Source organism: Streptomyces corallincola (assembly GCF_019104725.1).
Classification (GTDB): domain Bacteria; phylum Actinomycetota; class Actinomycetes; order Streptomycetales; family Streptomycetaceae; genus Streptomyces; species Streptomyces corallincola.
Genome location: NZ_JAHRXF010000023.1, coordinates 76,279 through 89,326, shown reverse-complemented (window position 1 = coordinate 89,326; position 13,048 = coordinate 76,279). Strand labels below are relative to the sequence as shown.

Below are 13,048 nucleotides of genomic sequence, written 5' to 3'. Positions count from 1 at the left end.
ACCCACCACCACCCTTATGGGAATGGCTTCGCCATGCCGAGTAGCCCGCGAGTGCTCTCCGGAATCCAGCCCACCGCAGGCTCGTTCCACCTCGGCAACTACCTCGGCGCCGTCCGCCAGTGGGTGGCGCTCCAGGAGTCCCACGACGCGTTCTACATGGTCGTGGACCTGCACGCGATCACCATCCCCCAGGACCCCGCCGAGCTGCGTGCGAACACCCGCCTCGCGGTGGCCCAGCTGCTGGCCGCGGGCCTGGACCCGGACCGCTGCACCCTGTTCGTGCAGAGCCATGTCCCCGAGCACGCCCAGCTCGCCTGGATCATGAACTGCCTCACCGGCTTCGGCGAGGCCAGCCGTATGACCCAGTTCAAGGACAAGTCCGCCAAGCAGGGCGCCGACCGCGCCTCGGTCGGCCTGTTCACGTACCCCGTGCTCCAGGTCGCGGACATCCTGCTGTACCAGGCCAACGAGGTCCCGGTCGGTGAGGACCAGCGTCAGCACATCGAGCTGACCCGTGACCTCGCGGACCGTTTCAACGGCCGCTTCGGCGCGACGTTCACGGTCCCGAAGCCGTACATCCTCAAGGAGACGGCGAAGATCTACGACCTCCAGGACCCGGCGGTCAAGATGAGCAAGTCGGCGTCCACGCCCAAGGGTCTGATCAACCTGCTCGACGACCCGAAGGCGACCGCGAAGAAGGTGAGGAGCGCCGTCACCGACACCGACACGGTGATCCGCTTCGACCCGGCGGAGAAGCCCGGCGTCAGCAACCTGCTGACCATCCAGTCCGTGCTGACCGGCACCCCCGTGGCCGACCTGGAGGCCCGCTACGAGGGCCAGGGCTACGGCGCGCTGAAGACGGACCTCGCCGAGGTGATGGTCGAGTTCGTGACCCCGTTCCGCGAGCGCACCCAGCAGTATCTGGACGACCCGGAGACGCTGGACGCGATCCTCGCCAAGGGTGCCGAGAAGGCCCGCGCGGTCGCCGCCGAGACGCTGGCCGCCGCCTACGACCGGGTGGGCTTCCTGCCGGCGAAGCACTGACGGCGCGCCGGAGCACGGGCGGGCGCGGGCAGGGGCGGGCGGAGCGCTGCACATCACTTCCGCTGCGCCTGCCCCCGGCCGATCCGTGGCCGTACAGTCGAGTGCAGAGGACCGGACGGATCACCGCCGTCCGGACATCACGTGACGACAGGAGACGTACGTGGGGACTGTGACGATCGGTGTGTCGATCGCGGTCCCGGAGCCCCACGGCAGCCTGCTCCAGGAGCGGCGCGCGGGCTTCGGCGACGCCGCGGCGCACGGTATTCCCACGCACGTCACGCTGCTGCCGCCGACCGAGGTGCAGGCCGCCGACCTGCCCGCCGTCGAGGCGCACCTGACCCGGGTCGCCGCCGCCTGCCGCCCGTTCCCGATGCGGCTGTCCGGCACCGGCACGTTCCGCCCGCTCTCCCCGGTGGTGTACGTCCGGGTGGTGCGCGGCGCCGAGGCGTGCGCCCGGCTCCAGCGCCAGGTGCGGGACGCGTCCGGGCCGGTCGCCCGCGAACTGTCCTTCCCCTACCACCCGCACGTCACCGTCGCGCACGGCATCGACGAGGCGGCGATGGACCGGGCGTTCGCCGAACTCGCCGGGTTCGAGGCGCACTGGCCGTGCGCCGGGTTCGCGCTGTACGTGCAGAGCCTGGACGGGGTGTGGAGCAAGCTCCAGGAGTTCGCGTTCGGCGGGACCGTGGTCCCCCCGCAGGCCGGTCACGCGGACGTCGGCCAGGACACCCCGATCCCCAGCTGCTGACTCCCGGCCCCGCGAAGCGAAGCCGTCGATGTAGCCGAGCGTCATGTCCGGCGGGCGCGTCTCGCGGGCGGTTGCCCCCGCGCACAGCGCGTCGCTTCGTACCCTGACCATCGGCCTGGTCTGTCAGGGGTGTTGGGCGCTGGGGTGGCGGGTGAGGGCGTAGCCGATGTCGAAGGTGTCGGCCGACATGCGGGTGTCGTTGATCTCCAGGACGGTGCCGTCGGGGCCTGTGGTGGTGCGGGTGATGCGCAGGAGCGGGACACCTTTGGGGAGGTGGAGACGGTCGCTTTCGGTGGGGGTGGGCATGCGGGCGCTGACGGCTTCCTCCCAGGACAGTGGAGCGTGGCCCATCTGTTCGAGGAGGTCGTAGATGCCTCCGGGGCCGGTGTCTTTCTGGGCGAGACGGGTGCCGCGGGCCAGGGCAGCGGGCAGGTAGCTGGTCGCCAGCTGGAGCGGGGTCCCGGTGGCGGCCTCGCCCATGACGCGGTCTCGTACCAGAACGTCCTGCTGTTCTTCGCCCTCGGGCAGGTGGAGGAGGGCGGCGATGTCGCGGGGAGCGGGTGCCCAGGTGACGGTGGGTGGTTCGAGGGCGGTCCAGGGCTGGGCGGAGGCGTCGAAGTAGTAGCCGCGTTCGTCGCGGAGGACCTGGCGGCCGCGGGTGAGGCGCCGCCGGGCGGGCCGGGCGCGGACGACTGTTCCGCGGCGGCGGGTGACGTTGACCAGTCCTTCGGCCTCAAGCTGGGTGACGGCTTCACGCGCGGTCTGCTTGGCGACCCCGTGCCGTTGGGCGAGGTCGATGATTTTCGGCAGGGTGCCGCCCGGGGGATAGGTTCCGGCCTCGATGGCGGCGCGCAGTTCAGCGGCCAGCTGCCGGTAGGCGGGGCTGCTCATCCGTACCTCCTGTTTCGCGCGGATTCGGACAACCTCACCCGATAGTCCTAGCCCTATTGACGGTGCATGAGGCGCCGCCGAAGATAGTCCTAGTTCTAACGTGCCGTCAGTGATGCAGTCCATCCCACCGCCGGTCGCCGCCACCGTTCGTCGTACACCCGGTGCGACCGCGACACCGGGCCGAGGCGGCCGCGGCCGCCCGACCGCTGGGCCTCTCCTGATCCTCATCAGTCCCCACGCACGGGGGAGTGACGCATGCTTCTCACCGTCGTACGCGATGCCGAGTCGATCGAGAACACGACCAAGCACACCAGCTTCCACCAGGACCCCTGGCCGCGGACCAGCCCGGCCGCGCACAACCTGTCCCGCGGACCTCGTCGGGCTGACACCGCACGGCTACCGACCGTGCCAGTGGCTCGTCACCGTGCTTGAGGACTTCGCGGGCCGTGACCCGTTCGTGTGCTGCTCGCCGTACCGGCGGGCCCCGGACAGCGTCGAGCCGGCGCCGACCATAGAGCACCGCGCCGGGCTCTTCCACCAGATCGACCCCGCCGAGCCGGACTGATGAGCCCAGCGATGAGCGACGTCGTCTACTTCAACGGACCCGTACAGAATGGCGACTTCACCTTCGCCGAGCGACCGGGCAAGGCCGCGGGCATCCGGCTCGCCGAGGCGCTCAACGCGCTGCTCGGCCTGGCACCGGTGCCGCACCTGTGGAACACCGTCACCCTCGCCGGGGACGTACGCCACCGCTTGGCGGCAGACCGGGACACGGTCGGCAGGACGCAGCGCGAGGAACAGACCCTCCAGGCGAAGTACGCACCCAGCCCGCCCCCGACGGCCGGCCTGTTCACCGACAACGACCCACGGGTGGCCGCACTGGCCCTGACCATGACCCGGTCCCTGCTCGCCGACGGGACGCTGACCGTGCACGACCTGCCGGTCCGGCTGTGCGCCCGCTGCGCACACATGGCCGGAACGAGCGTGGCAGGCGACTGCCGCTCCTGCGGGCACCACGTCCTCAGGGCAGTACGTCGTGAGCTGCTGGTCCTCGACCGCGGCGCGCACGGCCCGCTGCTCGAACGGGACGACCTGCACGCCGTCGGCGCCCGGACCCCGGCGCACCTGCTGAACATCGCCCACCACGCCCCCCGACTGCTGGTGCTCTCCCGTACCCGCGACCACGGTGTGGATCTCGCACCGATCGGGCTCCCGGGCCTGGTGCTGGACCCCCGGGCGGGGCTGCACGTCGCGGTGCTGGCCGCCGCCGGCGAACGTGCCTCCACGCGGCCGGTGATGACGGTCACCGAGAACGCCGCAGCCAACGTGGCCGCCTACGGGGCTCCGTTCCGTCGGCACGGCGCCACACGGCTGCGGTACGCGCTGCACGGAAAGATCCCTTACGAGACCGCGGCGAGCGACCGGCTGTACGAGGTACACCGCGCCCGGGCGGTCCGCGAGCTGTTCACCGACTGGTACCTGCCCCTGTGCGCAGCCCGGGAACGGTCCGGCGTAAGCGCCGCCCGGATTCCCGCCCTGCTGAAGTTCCTGCGCCGGGCCCACCTCGCCCGGCCGACGACACCCCCGGGTGATCTCCTCAACCACCTGCGCCACCGCGCCGCGGCAGGTGATATGCGCTGGGTGACGGACGCCCGGGCCCTGGCCTGCGCCCTGTCCGACCGAGAGAACGCCACCTGGCCCGCAGGGCCCACGAGAGGAGCACCTTGATGAGGACAACCGATTGGCGGTTCGTCAAAAAACGGACCGCTGACGCCGACGGGACGGTCTATGTATCCGCGGACGGCACCCGCTACCGGCGCACCGGCGGCGCCGCACTGCGCGGCGAGGCGGCGTTCCAGCAGATGGCCGCCGCGCTGGGCTACCCGGTGCCGCGGGTCCTTCAGCAGGGGGAGCTGGGCGACGGCACGTTCTTCGCCGACGAGGAGTCCCTGGGCAGGCAGTCGCTGCACGAGAAGGCGCTGTCCTTGCTGGACGGCGGGCGGGTGCTACCGGACCAGGTGGTCGATCAGCTCGCCGAGGTGTCCTCCCGGCTGCTGTCCGCCCAGGCCGCGCACCCGGTCGAAGCAGGGCCTGATGCGCTGCGGCAGTGGGTGGAGCAGGCGGGCTGGACGAACAACGTCTTCGCCGAGAACCCCGACCTCGACACCCCCCGAACCCACGCGGCCCTCGCCCGCGCTGCCGACGACCTCACCGGTATGCCCCTGGCGTGGGGTCACCTCGACTACGGCCTGCCGAACGTCCTGCCCGCCGGTGTCATCGACTGGCAGCACCACGGCGTGACACCGCTCGGATATGACGTCGCCCCAGCCCTGGAGGTCATCCCCTTCAAAGGCGGCGCCAAGGGCTACACCGCCACCCCGGATCAGCGCACGCGATACCTGGGCGTGCTGGATGCGGCGGCCCTCTCCGCCGGCAGTCCGCCGATCAGCCCGCGCCTGGGGGCGCTTCTCCTCGTCAAGAGCCTGTTCTTCCTCGCCCTGACGCGCCCGACCGATCCGGCCCAGGCCGACAAGCAGCAGAGGTGGCACTACCGGCGCCACCTCTTCCTGAAAGGACTCGAACAGTATGAGCGCACCGGGAACATCGATACCGCCGGCTTCCCGACCCTCGACGACTTCGCCGCTGGGCAGGGCGCTGCCGACGGTCCGTGACCGGGACTACCTGCTCGACCGGTCCGGCGTCATCTTCAAGGTGATCGGCGACGTCCACCCGGGCTCGCACTGGCTGGGGTACGTGAAGTACTACCCCAACGAGCGCGGCGACCGAACCCTGTTCGGAAGGACCTACCGGCAGAACACGGTCGTCTCCAAGGCGTTCGGGATCCTGGCCGACCGCCCCGAGTGCTACGTCTACTCACCCGCGATCGGCTGCGTGATCACCGGCGTGCCCCGCGAGGACGTCGCACTGCACTACCCGTGCCGACAGGCCCTGGCCGCTCTGCACGCCTCACCGGGCCTGCTGAACGGCACGGCGGTGGGCGAGGACCTGCTCGCCATCATCGACTGGATCGTGGAGCAGGGCGCCGACGACGTCATCGGTGTCACCGGCTCCTTCCTCGTCGGCGTGGCGGGAGCCCACTCGGACATCGATCTCGTCTGCTACGGCCCCCGCGGCTACGAGGCGGCCCAGTACCTGTTCACCCAGCGGTCACTGATCCACCCCTACGAAGGTGAGACCCTGACCAGGCTGTACCTGCGCCGGGCCGCGTACATGGCCGGGTCGTCCTTCGACACACTGCTGCGGCAGGAAGCCCGCAAACTCCAGGGGCTGACCGCCGGTGCCGGGGCCCACATCAACTGCGAACCGCTGCGCGCGGACGGCGACCGGACCTTCCACGACATGATCGCGCAGGAGGTCGGGCAGATCAGCGTGCTCGCCCGGATCACCGACCACCGTGAAGGACTGGCGACGCCGGCGCTCTACGGCATCGACGTCGAGACGGTCATCGCGTCCACGCTCGACGAAGCCGACGTCTTCGCCCGTCGCATCACGCACCTCCGCAGCTACCTCGGCGCCTACACCGGCGCGTTCCGCCAGGGCGACACCGTCCACCTGTCCGGACGCCTCGTCCACACCCAGGGCCCCACCGGCACCTTCGGATTCGGCATCGAACTGACCCCCTGGAGCGCCACCGAGAGCTACCTCGCCAACCTCGCCCGCTGACCGCTCCGCCCAGGTGACCAGCTTCCCGAACTGCCGCGGACTCCGCCCGGTGAACGGGGCTGCCCAGGATGACTCCGACGCCGCGATGGCAGCAGACACCACAGCTCATCCTCCCCATGACCGGCAGCTACGGGGGACAGCCCTCAGAACAAAGGCAGTCGGCGGAACACCGCGCGTGGCAGGTGGCGTAGGAACGCCGATGCCGCGCGCAGGGTGCCCGGTACCCACACCGTCTCCGAGCCGCGCCGCAGGCCGAGTTCGACCGCCGTGGCCACCTCCTCCGGGGTGGTGGAGAGCGGCGGTGCGTCCGCCCGCCGTACGCCGCGGGCGCGCACGAAACCGGGGCGTACGACCATGACCCGCACCCCCGTGCCGTACAGCGCGTCCCCGAGTCCCTGGGCGAACACGTCCAGGCCCGCCTTGCTGGAGCCGTAGATGAAGTCGTCGCGGCGGGCCCGCTCGCCCGCGATGGAGGAGAGCACCACGAGCGAGCCGTGGCCCTGGCCCTGGAGTGCGGCGGCGGTGACCAGCCCCGCCGAGACCGCGCCGGTGTAGTTGGTGGCCGCGACCTCCACCGCGCGCAGCGGCTCCCGCTCGTCGTGCGCCTGGTCGCCGAGGACACCGAAGGCGAGCAGCGCCAGATCGATGTCCCCCTCCGCGAACACCTTGCCGAGCGCCGTCGGATGGGACTCGGGGTCGAGCGCGTCGAAGGCGACCGTGTGGACGTCCGTGCCGAGGCTACGCAGGGACTCCGCCGCCCGCTCCAGCGCGGGGGAGGGGCGACCGGCGAGCCACACGGTCCGGGCGCCGCGGGCGATCAGCCGGTGGACGGTGGCGAGGGCGATCCCGGACGTCCCGCCGAGGACGAGGATGGACCGGGGGAGCCCGGAGGCGTCCTGCACGTCAGCTCCTGGGGGTCGGGGAAGTCGAGTCGAGGATGCCCGTGACCGTATCGTCGCCATATGGGCGATTGATGGTGAAACATCGTGCCCCTCGGCAGAACGGGTGATTAATGGGATGTCGGTCCGCCGTGCCAGGGGGTACCCGCACATGGGGTTCCCGACCGGAGGGCAGAGACGGATCATGGACTGGCTGAAGAAGCTCCCCGGCATCGGGCCGCTCGTCGTACGTCTGATGGCCACGCACGCCTGGCGTTCGTACGAGCGGCTCGACCGGGTGAAGTGGACCCGGCTGGCCGCCGCCATGACGTTCATCAGTTTCGTGGCGCTGTTCCCGCTGCTGACGCTGGCCGCCGCGATCGGCGCGGCCACCCTCAGCCAGGCCCAGCAGAAGAACCTCCAGGACCGGATCGCCGACCAGATCCCCGGCATCGCCGACAAACTGGCCATTAACTCCCTGGTGGAGAACGCCGGTACGGTCGGGCTGATCGCCGGTGCGCTGCTGCTGTTCACCGGGATGGGCTGGGTCGGGCAGATGCGGGACTGTCTGCGGGCGGTGTGGGAACTGCCCGACAAGGACGAGAACATCATCAGGGCCAAGGGCAAGGACGCGGGCATCCTGGTCGGGCTCGGCGGCGCGGTGATCGCCACCCTCGCCCTGTCCACCCTGGCCTCCGCGCTGGTCGGCCGGATCGCGGGCGGGCTCGGCCTGGACCAGGCGAGCTGGGGGAGCGTGCTGCTGCGGGCCGTGGCGATCCTGGTCGCGGTCGCCGCCGACTTCCTCGTCCTGCTCTACGTGCTCACCCTGCTGCCCGGCGTCGAACCGCCGCGCCGCCGCCTGCTGGTGGCGGCACTGATCGGCGCGGTCGGCTTCGAGCTGCTGAAACTCCTGCTCAGCGGTTACATCCAGGGCGTCGCCGCGAAGAGCATGTACGGCGCGTTCGGGGTGCCGGTCGCGCTGCTGCTGTGGATCAACTTCACGTCGAAACTGGTCCTGTTCAGCAGCGCCTGGACGGCGACCGGCAGCAAGGCGGAGGAGGGCGTCACGTTCACGGACGCGTCCGGCGCCGCATCAGATCGGGCAGCGGCCAGCGGCGGTTGACCAGGAACACCCCGGCGCCGACCAGCACCAGCAGCCCGCCCGCCACGGCCAGCGCCGTGCCGATCCCGCTCGACGCGCCGCCCGCCGTGGCGCTCGCCACCGGACGGCCGTCCCTGCCGCCGTCCGTCCCGGAGCCCGCCCGCGCACCGGCGTCGGTCGGCTCCGGCGACGGCGAGGTCCCCGGCGCTGTCGTGGCCACGCTCCTCGGCGCGACCAGTTCGCCCACCGGGTTGACCTTCCCGGCCGCCCGGAAGCCCCAGTCGAGCAGCCGGGCGCTCTCCTTGTAGACCTCGTTGTGCTCCTGCTTCGCCGGGTTCATCACCGTCACCAGCAGCACCTTGCCGTTCCGTTCCGCGACCCCGGTGAAGGTGGCGCCCGCGTGGGTGGTGTTGCCGTTCTTCACCCCGGCGATGCCCTGGTACACCGGCACGTCGGTATCCCCGGCCAGCAGCCGGTTGGTGTTCCGGATGTCGGCGTCCCCGAACCTGGCGCTCACGGTGGAGCAGTAGTCCCGGAAGTCCTTCTTCTGGAGCCCCGAGCGGGCGATCAGCGACAGGTCGTACGCGGAGGACACCTGGCCGGGGGCGTCGTAGCCGTCCGGGGTGACCACATGGGTGTCCCCGGCGCGGAGTTCGTCGGCGTGGTCCTGCATGTCCGCCACGGTCTGCGGCACCCCGTGGTTCATCGCGGACAGCACGTGCACCGCGTCGTTCCCGGAGCGCAGGAAGACACCGAGCCACAGATCGTGCACGGAGTAGCTGCGGCCGGCCTTTATCCCGACCACGCTGGACCCCTCGCCCATGCCGTCGAGGTCCGACGCCACCACCTTGTGCTCGGTGGACGAGGGAAACCTGGGCAGCAGGGTGTCCGCGAACAGCATCTTCAGGGTGCTCGCCGGGGGCAGCGGCCAGTGCGCGTTGTGCGCGGCCAGCACCTCGCCGGACTCCGCGTCCGACACGATCCAGGACCGCGCGGTGAGGTCCTTGGGCAGCACCGGCACCCCGGGCGCCAGGTTCACCTGGGTACCGGGCATCCCCAGCCGGACCCCGCCGAGCTGCGACATGGCCGCCGGGGGCGTGGCGGTCGCGCCGGAGGACGGGTCCGGTGCCGCGAGGGCGGCGGGCACGGTGGCGGACAGGGACAGCAGTGACACGGAGGCGATCAGCACCGATCGCCCGACGGTCCGTTTCGGAGCGGGCACGGCCCCGAACGTACCCGGCGCGGCCCCCGAAGTCCCGCCCCGCACCCCACCCCGGCCGGGGAGCCGGACCCCAGGAGGCGATACTGGTCCCATGAAGCTCAGCCGCCCGGTGTCCTGGTTCCTGCTCGCCTTCGGCGTGTGGTCGTGGATCATCTGGGTCACTTTCGTCAAGAACCTGGTCAAGGACGGCAGCGGACTCGCCTTCGACCACGGCCACCCGACCGCGTACTTCTGGGTGCACCTGCTGCTGGCGATCGTGTCCTTCGTACTGGGGACGGCCATCGGGGTCATCGGGTTGCGCGGTCTGCGCGCACTGAGTCGGACGTCATAGCGGCAGCGGGGGATACGGCAGCGTGGTCATCGTCTTCGTGTTCGTGGGTCTGGTCGCGCTCGCCGTGCTGGCGGCGGGCCACTGGTACGTGTGGCGCCGTCTGGTGCGCGACACGACCGCACCGTCCGGCGCCGCCCGCCGCGCCGGTACGGCTCTGTTCGTCGCCGCGCCCTTGCTGATGGTGGCGGCCGTCGGGGCGGAGCGCTCCGGGGCGCCCTTCTGGCTCCAGCGCACCCTGGCCTGGCCCGGCTTCCTGTGGATGGCGCTCGCCCTTTACCTGCTGCTCGCGGTGCTGGTCGGCGAGGCCGTACGGCCGCTGCTGCGGCGGGCGCTGGAGCGGCGGGACCGGGACGGCACGGTGCCCGAACCGGCGGCCGTGCCCGCCGCGACGGTACCCGCCGGGGCCGCGCCGCCGCCCGCCCCCGAGGAGCCCGCGCCGGTCCGCCCGGCCCCCTCCCGGCGCCTGTTCGTCTCCCGCGTGGTCGGCGGAGCAGCAGCCGCCGCCGCCGTCGGCACGGTCGGCTCCGGCACCTACGGCGTGCTGCGCGGCCCGGCCGTGAAGCGGGTCCGGGTCCCGCTGGCCAAACTGCCCCGCGCGGCGCACGGTTACCGGATCGCCGTGGTCAGCGACATCCACCTGAGCCCGGTGCTGGGCCGGAGCTTCGCCCAGCGCGTGGTGGACACCGTCAACTCCACCCGGCCCGACCTGATCGCGGTCGTCGGTGACCTGGTGGACGGCAGCGTGAAGAACCTCGGCCCGGCGGCCGAGCCGCTGGCCCGACTCAGCGCGCGGCACGGGGCGTTCTTCGTCACCGGGAACCACGAGTACTTCTCGGGCGCCGAACAGTGGCTGGACGAGGTCCGCGAATTGGGCCTGCATACGCTGGAGAACGCCCGCACCGAGCTGCCGTGGTTCGACCTCGCCGGGGTGAACGACCTCCAGGGCGAGAGCCAGGGCCAGGGACCGGACTTCGACCGGGCGCTGGCCGACCGGGACCGGGCCCGCGCCTGCGTCCTCATGGCCCACCAGCCCGTCCAGGTCCACGAGTCCGTCCGGCACGGCGTGGACCTCCAGCTCTCCGGCCACACCCACGGCGGCCAGCTCTGGCCCGGCAGCCTCCTCGCCGAACTCGCCAACCCCACCGTCGCCGGGCTCGACCGCTACGGCGACACCCAGCTCTACGTCAGCCGGGGCGCCGGGGCCTGGGGCCCTCCGACCCGCGTCGGCGCCCCGTCCGACGTGACCGTGATCGAACTCGCCTCGCTACAGGCGTGACCTGAGCGGACCCGCCCCGAGACCCGCGCGGCCCCGCCGCGGAACGCAGCGTTCCGCGGCGGGGCCGTCCTCACTTCTGTGCCCTTCCTGTGAAGACGGCGCACAACAACACCTTGGTAAGTCTTTGGGCGCCGCATCCGATTGCTCTTCCCTCAGGTGAAAAACGTGTGATTAGGTGAGCGGCGCCGCCACAGGTGTGGCGTTTTTGTGCTGGGCGGTCAAGGCCCGGTAGGCAGGGGAGGGCACCACCATGCGATCTGTTCGCATGCGCATTCTTGTCACACTCGTCGTGCTCGCCGTCGTGGGCGTGGGTGGCTGGCAGTTGCTGCCGTCGCAGGGGGACAAGAACAGGACGATCACCGTCGGCACCACGGACGCCGTGACCGACCTCGACCCGGCGGGCGCCTACGACGCCGGTTCCTGGGCGCTGTACAGCAACGTGTTCCAGTCGCTGCTGACCTTCGAGCCCGGTGGTGTGCAGCCGGTCCCGGACGCGGCCAAGAGCTGCGCCTTCCAGGGCGGCGGCCTGCGCACCTACCGCTGTGTGATGCGCGACGACATCAAGTTCCCGAGCGGGCGCAGGATGACCGCCGAGGACGTGAAGTACTCGTTCGACCGGGTCAGGAAGATCAACTCCGAGGTCGGTCCGTCCGCGCTGTTCTCCACCCTCGGCTCGGTGAGTGTCGAGGGCACGGACACCGTCGTCTTCCACCTGTCCTCGCCGGACGCCACCTGGCCGCAGAAGGTCGCCACTGGCGCGGGCGCCATCGTGGACAAGGACAAGTACCCGGCGACCTCGCTCCGCAAGGACGGCGGACTCGACGGCACCGGCGCGTACATCCTGACCTCGTACAAGAAGAACAGCGCGGCGGTGCTGACGCCGAACAAGAACTACCACGGCTATCTCACCAGCACCGGCCGCCCGATCGACCTGCGCTACTACGCCGACTCGCAGAAGCTGGACGCCGCCTGGAAGGCCAAGCAGGTGGACGTCGCCACCCGCACCCTCCCGCCGCACGTGCTCTCCGGGCTGAACCCGAGCGACCCGGACAACCGCGTCACCGAGTCCGACAGCTCCGAGACCCGCAACCTGTACTTCAACACCCGTACCGGTTCCCCGCTGCACGACGACCGGGTGCGCCGCGCGATGGCCTGGCTGGTCAACCGCGAGGAACTCGCCGCCACGGTGTACGAGGGCACGGTGGACCCGCTGTACTCGCTGATCCCGACCGGCATCACCGGCCACACCACCTCGTTCTTCGACAACTACCCGACGCAGAGCGTGAGCAAGGCCCGCGCGCTGCTCACCCAGGCCGGGGTCACCACGCCCGTCCGCTTCACCTTCGGCTACGGCATCGGGCGCGGCGCCAGCGCCGAGGAGGCCGCCGCGCTGAAGAAGCAGCTGGAGGCGGGCGGCCTCTTCACGGTGGACGTCAAGGGCTACGAGTGGACCGACTTCCAGAAGCGCTGGGCCTCCGGCAAGATGGACGCCTGGGCCGTCGGCTGGGTCCCCGACTACCCGGACCCGGACACCTTCGGCTCCCCGCTGGTCGGCACCGACTCCACGATGAGCACCGGCTACAGCAACAAGGCCGTGGACGCCCTCATCCGCAACAGCCGCCAGTACGCCGACCGCGGCCGCGCGGCGGGCGACTACCGCCAGATCCAGGCGGACGTGGCGACCGACGTGCCGCTGATCCCGCTCTGGCAGCGCAAGGAGTACGTGGTCAGCACCGAGGACGTCGGCGGCGGCCAGTACCTCGACGACGGCACCGGCGTGTTCCGCCTGTGGCGCCTGAACTGGATCTGATCCGCCCGCACCCGCACCGCCCGTGAGCCGCGTCCCCTCCCCTGTGGAGGACGCGGCTCACG

13 protein-coding genes and 1 pseudogene are annotated in these 13,048 nt (G+C 71.2%); 10 read left to right on the top strand and 4 right to left on the bottom strand.

Annotated elements, in window-relative coordinates; all coding sequences use genetic code 11:
* The first annotated feature begins 33 nt into the window (after positions 1–33).
* A complete protein-coding gene (gene trpS, locus KUM39_RS16695) occupies positions 34–1,044 on the top strand; it encodes a tryptophan--tRNA ligase (RefSeq protein WP_217786454.1) in 1,011 nt (336 codons plus the stop codon).
* A 160-nt stretch (positions 1,045–1,204) separates the two neighbouring features.
* Positions 1,205–1,792, top strand: coding sequence for a 2'-5' RNA ligase family protein (locus KUM39_RS16690; RefSeq protein WP_217786446.1), 588 nt, complete (start codon positions 1,205–1,207; stop codon positions 1,790–1,792).
* Positions 1,793–1,915: 123 nt separating this feature from the next.
* Here KUM39_RS16690 and KUM39_RS16685 read toward each other — a convergent pair whose 3' ends face one another.
* Positions 1,916–2,683 (bottom strand): GntR family transcriptional regulator, encoded by a 768-nt coding sequence (locus KUM39_RS16685; protein WP_217786445.1) that lies wholly within the window; start codon positions 2,681–2,683, stop codon positions 1,916–1,918.
* A 424-nt stretch (positions 2,684–3,107) separates the two neighbouring features.
* On the opposite strand from KUM39_RS16685, the gene KUM39_RS16680 reads away from it, so the two are divergent.
* Genes KUM39_RS16680 through KUM39_RS16665 form a run of 4 tightly spaced genes read left to right on the top strand, consistent with a single transcriptional unit; the run spans position 3,108 to position 6,367 of the window.
* On the top strand, positions 3,108–3,248 hold the full coding sequence (locus KUM39_RS16680) for a hypothetical protein (RefSeq protein WP_217786444.1): 141 nt from the start codon (positions 3,108–3,110) through the stop codon (positions 3,246–3,248).
* A gap of 11 nt (positions 3,249–3,259) precedes the next feature.
* Positions 3,260–4,411, top strand: a complete 1,152-nt coding sequence (locus KUM39_RS16675) for a hypothetical protein (RefSeq protein WP_217786443.1) — start codon at positions 3,260–3,262, stop codon at positions 4,409–4,411.
* Positions 4,411–5,355 carry a phosphotransferase gene (locus tag KUM39_RS16670; protein WP_217786442.1) on the top strand — a complete coding sequence of 315 codons (945 nt, stop codon included), beginning with the start codon at positions 4,411–4,413 and terminating at the stop codon, positions 5,353–5,355. The genes KUM39_RS16675 and KUM39_RS16670 overlap by 1 nt, the downstream gene beginning before the upstream one ends.
* Positions 5,270–6,367: a nucleotidyltransferase domain-containing protein gene (locus KUM39_RS16665; RefSeq protein WP_246620248.1), complete on the top strand. Its 1,098-nt coding sequence runs from the start codon at positions 5,270–5,272 to the stop codon at positions 6,365–6,367. Before KUM39_RS16670 ends, KUM39_RS16665 begins: the two co-directional genes overlap by 86 nt.
* A gap of 12 nt (positions 6,368–6,379) precedes the next feature.
* Here KUM39_RS16665 and KUM39_RS16660 read toward each other — a convergent pair.
* Positions 6,380–6,466, bottom strand: a pseudogene (locus KUM39_RS16660) (IS5/IS1182 family transposase); the annotation flags it as partial.
* Between the two features lie 44 nt (positions 6,467–6,510).
* Entirely contained in the window at positions 6,511–7,269 is a 759-nt protein-coding gene (dprE2, locus tag KUM39_RS16655) for a decaprenylphospho-beta-D-erythro-pentofuranosid-2-ulose 2-reductase (protein ID WP_217786441.1), read from the bottom strand.
* A 181-nt stretch (positions 7,270–7,450) separates the two neighbouring features.
* Between dprE2 and KUM39_RS16650 the strand changes: the two genes are divergently transcribed.
* Complete coding sequence (locus tag KUM39_RS16650; protein ID WP_217786440.1) at positions 7,451–8,368, top strand: YihY/virulence factor BrkB family protein; 918 nt, start codon at positions 7,451–7,453, stop codon at positions 8,366–8,368.
* Here KUM39_RS16650 and KUM39_RS16645 read toward each other — a convergent pair.
* Positions 8,316–9,569, bottom strand: coding sequence for a D-alanyl-D-alanine carboxypeptidase family protein (locus KUM39_RS16645; RefSeq protein ID WP_308288153.1), 1,254 nt, complete (start codon positions 9,567–9,569; stop codon positions 8,316–8,318). The two genes, KUM39_RS16650 and KUM39_RS16645, sit on opposite strands and share 53 nt — an antisense overlap.
* A gap of 91 nt (positions 9,570–9,660) precedes the next feature.
* Here KUM39_RS16645 and KUM39_RS16640 point away from each other — a divergent pair, with 91 nt between their 5' ends.
* The 3 genes from KUM39_RS16640 (at position 9,661) to KUM39_RS16630 (ending at position 12,986) form a co-directional block, all read left to right on the top strand.
* Positions 9,661–9,900: an SCO4848 family membrane protein gene (locus KUM39_RS16640; RefSeq protein ID WP_217786438.1), complete on the top strand. Its 240-nt coding sequence runs from the start codon at positions 9,661–9,663 to the stop codon at positions 9,898–9,900.
* 22 nt (positions 9,901–9,922) lie between these two features.
* A complete protein-coding gene (locus tag KUM39_RS16635) occupies positions 9,923–11,176 on the top strand; it encodes a metallophosphoesterase (RefSeq protein ID WP_217786437.1) in 1,254 nt (417 codons plus the stop codon).
* A gap of 265 nt (positions 11,177–11,441) precedes the next feature.
* A complete protein-coding gene (locus tag KUM39_RS16630; protein WP_246620247.1) occupies positions 11,442–12,986 on the top strand; it encodes an ABC transporter substrate-binding protein in 1,545 nt (514 codons plus the stop codon).
* The last annotated feature ends 62 nt before the right edge of the window (positions 12,987–13,048 follow it).

What these genes read in the sequence shown, in the direction of transcription:
- KUM39_RS16650 (WP_217786440.1), top strand. Translation starts at nt 7,451, where the DNA reads ATGGACTGGCTGAAGAAGCTCCCCGGCATCGGGCCGCTCGTCGTACGT.
- KUM39_RS16665 (WP_246620248.1), top strand. Translation starts at nt 5,270, where the DNA reads ATGAGCGCACCGGGAACATCGATACCGCCGGCTTCCCGACCCTCGACG.
- KUM39_RS16640 (WP_217786438.1), top strand. Translation starts at nt 9,661, where the DNA reads ATGAAGCTCAGCCGCCCGGTGTCCTGGTTCCTGCTCGCCTTCGGCGTG.
- KUM39_RS16630 (WP_246620247.1), top strand. Translation starts at nt 11,442, where the DNA reads ATGCGCATTCTTGTCACACTCGTCGTGCTCGCCGTCGTGGGCGTGGGT.
- KUM39_RS16675 (WP_217786443.1), top strand. Translation starts at nt 3,260, where the DNA reads ATGAGCGACGTCGTCTACTTCAACGGACCCGTACAGAATGGCGACTTC.
- KUM39_RS16685 (WP_217786445.1), bottom strand. Translation starts at nt 2,683, where the DNA reads ATGAGCAGCCCCGCCTACCGGCAGCTGGCCGCTGAACTGCGCGCCGCC.
- trpS (WP_217786454.1), top strand. Translation starts at nt 34, where the DNA reads ATGCCGAGTAGCCCGCGAGTGCTCTCCGGAATCCAGCCCACCGCAGGC.
- KUM39_RS16670 (WP_217786442.1), top strand. Translation starts at nt 4,411, where the DNA reads ATGAGGACAACCGATTGGCGGTTCGTCAAAAAACGGACCGCTGACGCC.